The organism is Microcoleus sp. LEGE 07076, assembly GCF_015207455.1.
Taxonomy (GTDB): Bacteria; Cyanobacteriota; Cyanobacteriia; order Cyanobacteriales; family Microcoleaceae; genus Microcoleus.
Window position 1 is genome coordinate 1 of the sequence record NZ_JADEWV010000387.1, and the last position, 3,043, is coordinate 3,043.

At 46.3% G+C, this 3,043-nt stretch carries 3 protein-coding genes and 1 pseudogene; 2 read left to right on the top strand and 2 right to left on the bottom strand.

What is annotated here, in order from left to right; translation table 11 throughout:
• On the bottom strand, positions 1-1,037 hold a 1,037-nt coding region (locus IQ270_RS29395), incomplete at its 3' end, for a S8 family serine peptidase (protein WP_193976642.1).
• 330 nt (positions 1,038-1,367) lie between these two features.
• Here IQ270_RS29395 and IQ270_RS29400 point away from each other — a divergent pair.
• Positions 1,368-2,026, top strand: a pseudogene (locus tag IQ270_RS29400) (15,16-dihydrobiliverdin:ferredoxin oxidoreductase).
• 272 nt (positions 2,027-2,298) lie between these two features.
• Positions 2,299-2,670 carry a hypothetical protein gene (locus tag IQ270_RS29405; RefSeq protein WP_228056814.1) on the top strand — a complete coding sequence of 124 codons (372 nt, stop codon included), beginning with the start codon at positions 2,299-2,301 and terminating at the stop codon, positions 2,668-2,670.
• Between the two features lie 8 nt (positions 2,671-2,678).
• On the opposite strand, the gene IQ270_RS29410 is transcribed toward IQ270_RS29405, so the two are convergent.
• Positions 2,679-3,043, bottom strand: a 365-nt coding sequence (locus IQ270_RS29410) for a zinc ribbon domain-containing protein (protein ID WP_193976643.1), incomplete at its 5' end; no start/stop codon positions are given.

The window sequence follows — 3,043 nt, forward strand, 5'->3', positions numbered from 1 at the left end:
GCCCCCGGCCCCCAACTGCAAGAAATGACGGCCGCGCCTTTTTCGATCGCCCAATTGAATATTTTTTCGACAGAATCGTCATCGAGAAAACCGCTAGTACGGATGGGCATCAGGGCGCATCCGGGGGCAACACCGACAATGCCTTTGCCATTTTCTTCGGCAGCGGCGACACCGGCGCAACTTGTGCCGTGGTTGTCCGATGCGGCGACTGGCATCGGGGAAGTGTCGCCCTCTTTGAAATCGATGGGCGAGACGATTTTGCCTTGGCCTTGAAAATCTGGGTGTGTCAAGTCAACTGAATCGTCAGCGACGGCAATTACGATGGCGCGCGCGCCGCGAGTTATATCCCAAGCGGCTTCTGCATAAATTTGAGCGCCGCCGACAAGTTCGCTGCCGCCTTGGTTATTGAGATACCACTGTTTGGGATAAAACGGATCGCGCGGCGTGTAGTATTGCTGAGTCTCTACTAAAATGTTGGGTTCAGCAATCAGAACTTCTGGATATCTTGTCAGGCGGTTGGCAATTTTGACCGGGTTTTCAGTTGCTTGTTTGGTGACTTCGCAGAGAAAGGTGTTGGGAATTCCTGCTATTTGCCGGACGATGTTTAAGGCAGCAAAACTGGCGATCGCACTTCGCGATGTTTCGTCTACTTGTTCGCCAAATTGAATTGTAATTCGATCTGTTAAATAAAAGAATGTACTCGGATTATTGGCGGGACAATACAGGTGGCTGGCAAAAACTACACTATCGCTGGCGCGGGCTGCTTGCATTGCTGCATCTAGGTTAGAGGGCGCAACCAGATATTCTTCAAGATTGCTTTGGGCGATGCGGCGGTTGAGTTTTGCCGGGATTTGTGCCGCCCAATCGCTCGATATTGATGCTGTCGGTGAGGGGCGAATTGTAAAGCGATCGTCTGCTTTTGACAACAGCAATTCGTCGCCGCCGCGCTGCAAAATCAGTGGAACACTTGCTTCGGGAACTCCCATCCCTTGATAGTTATGTAAGGTATGTGCCGAAAGCGCGATCTGTTGTGTCATTAGAAATGCCCCTGTGCAGTTTTAATACAATTTAACTATTTAATTTTCCCACACTTGAAAAATTTGAAGTTACGATCGCCACAACAGCGACACAATTCGAGCAATTTCTCAGAATCCAGATTTTGCGGGCAGACTTTTTGAGGAAGCTGAAAAGTTGAACTCAGTCTCCTGACGGGCGTTCCAGCCGACGGAACGTACCGCGGACGGAAGCGGCAGCCCCAGTCGCACGCCTTAATGTTACGGATTGTTACTTTGTTTCTAATAAACGAGACGGGGGCGATCGGCATCCTTTACGATCGCTCTTAGTTTTGCCATCCGAGTTAATTCGCTATGTACCAGCCTTTTCGGGAATACCTAGAGCAAGAGCTGTTTCAAAGGTTTGATTTGCAAAGTCGCCCGATTCCCTGCGGGTTGGAAGTCAATGTCAGCGAGCGCGGCAAAACCCCAGCTACAATCCGCAGTTGGTGTTACGAATGCCCGCAATTGCGAAAAATCCGCTACACTTACATCAATGCGGGTGAAGCAGCTCAAGTTTTTAATTGCGTGATTTATCCCAATCACAAATACGATTTGCCTCTGTTGGGAATTGACCTCTTGTCTTTTGGTAAGAAGAAAATTTTAGTAGTTCTCGACTTTCAGCCGCTATTTAGAGATAAAGTTTATATAGTAAAATACGTTCAACCTCTACAATCGCTCCGCGACAAGTACGACGATTTTGCCCAAAATTTAGAAATGAAATTTTATGATGCCAATCAGTATTTTTATAAATACTTGCTGTTGCCAAAACCGATGCCGAAACAGTAGAAAATCGGGTATATCCAGCCGATAAAGACTATTTGGATTTGTACTGGAAAATGCTGTCGGAGGCCAAACCGCTGACTGACCCGGAAGATATTCAGCCCATCGTTGGTCAAAAAGATTACGACCAGTACAGCGCAGACAGAGACCCGGCTTCGGGCTTGTTTAGCAGTTATTTTGGTCGTGAATAAGCTGAAAAATTCCTTTACGAGTTTTTGTTTGAAGATGCTGTGCCTTTAGCTGTCCCCGCGATCGGGCGCTGATTGCTAAATTTACATCGCTAAGTTTACATGGATGCTTCCCAAAAAAGTTTGTAGTAAAGACTTTACTCTTGAAAGTTAAGCTGGAAGAAAAACAGAATTTTTTACTGCGAACGTCGGAGAAAAAACAGATGTCCGAACGATCGAACCTGTGGATTCCACAAGTTTAATCTAAAATATAAAAGCTCATAAATAAAATCGACATGACTCTTTATCAACCTTTTTTAGATGCGGCGATCGCTCTGATAAAAAATCGGTTAGACTTACAGTATTACCCGATTCCCGAAGGGTTTGAACTCAAGGAAGCTACTGTCGGGAAAGGGAAAAACCCAAAGAAAATAGTAACTACCAGTTATGCTTTTTCATCCCCAAAACTGCGGCAAATTCGCGCGGCGCACGTCCAAGGCGGCAACAGCTTGCAAGTTTTCAATTTTGTGATTTTCCCGCATCTTAACTTTGATTTGCCGTTTTTTGGCGCGGATTTGGTGACGCTCCCGGGCGGGCATTTAATGGCTCTGGATATGCAGCCTTTGTTTGGCGGCGATACTGACTACGAGGGTAAGTATAGCTGGTAAAAGTATAGTCATTTATAGACATGGGAGGCTTCAAGTCCCTCCCCCTTCACTTTCACTTTGAGCGGATTAACCCGCCTTGGCTGAACTACGCAGCTCCCTATCCCATCGCTGAAGGCATTTGGGATTGCTTTTCTGAGGATATTGTACGCACCGTTCACATCAGAATTAATTAGCTGACCAGTCGATGTTTTGTACAAACCCCGCTTAATCCGCAAACCTGTAAACACAGGCTCTTTTTCAGTTTTTCCATAAACAGGAATTGGGTCTAAACCTAAAAAACTGGAGCGGGATGTGTAGGATTCTTCCTGCACAATTACTGTGATTCCCGCCAACCGAGCTTTGTACTCCAACATTTCAATTAATCGAGAGTGAG

Excerpts from the sequence above, each read along its gene's own strand:
- IQ270_RS29405 (WP_228056814.1), top strand. The coding sequence starts at position 2,299 with ATGACTCTTTATCAACCTTTTTTAGATGCGGCGATCGCTCTGATAAAA.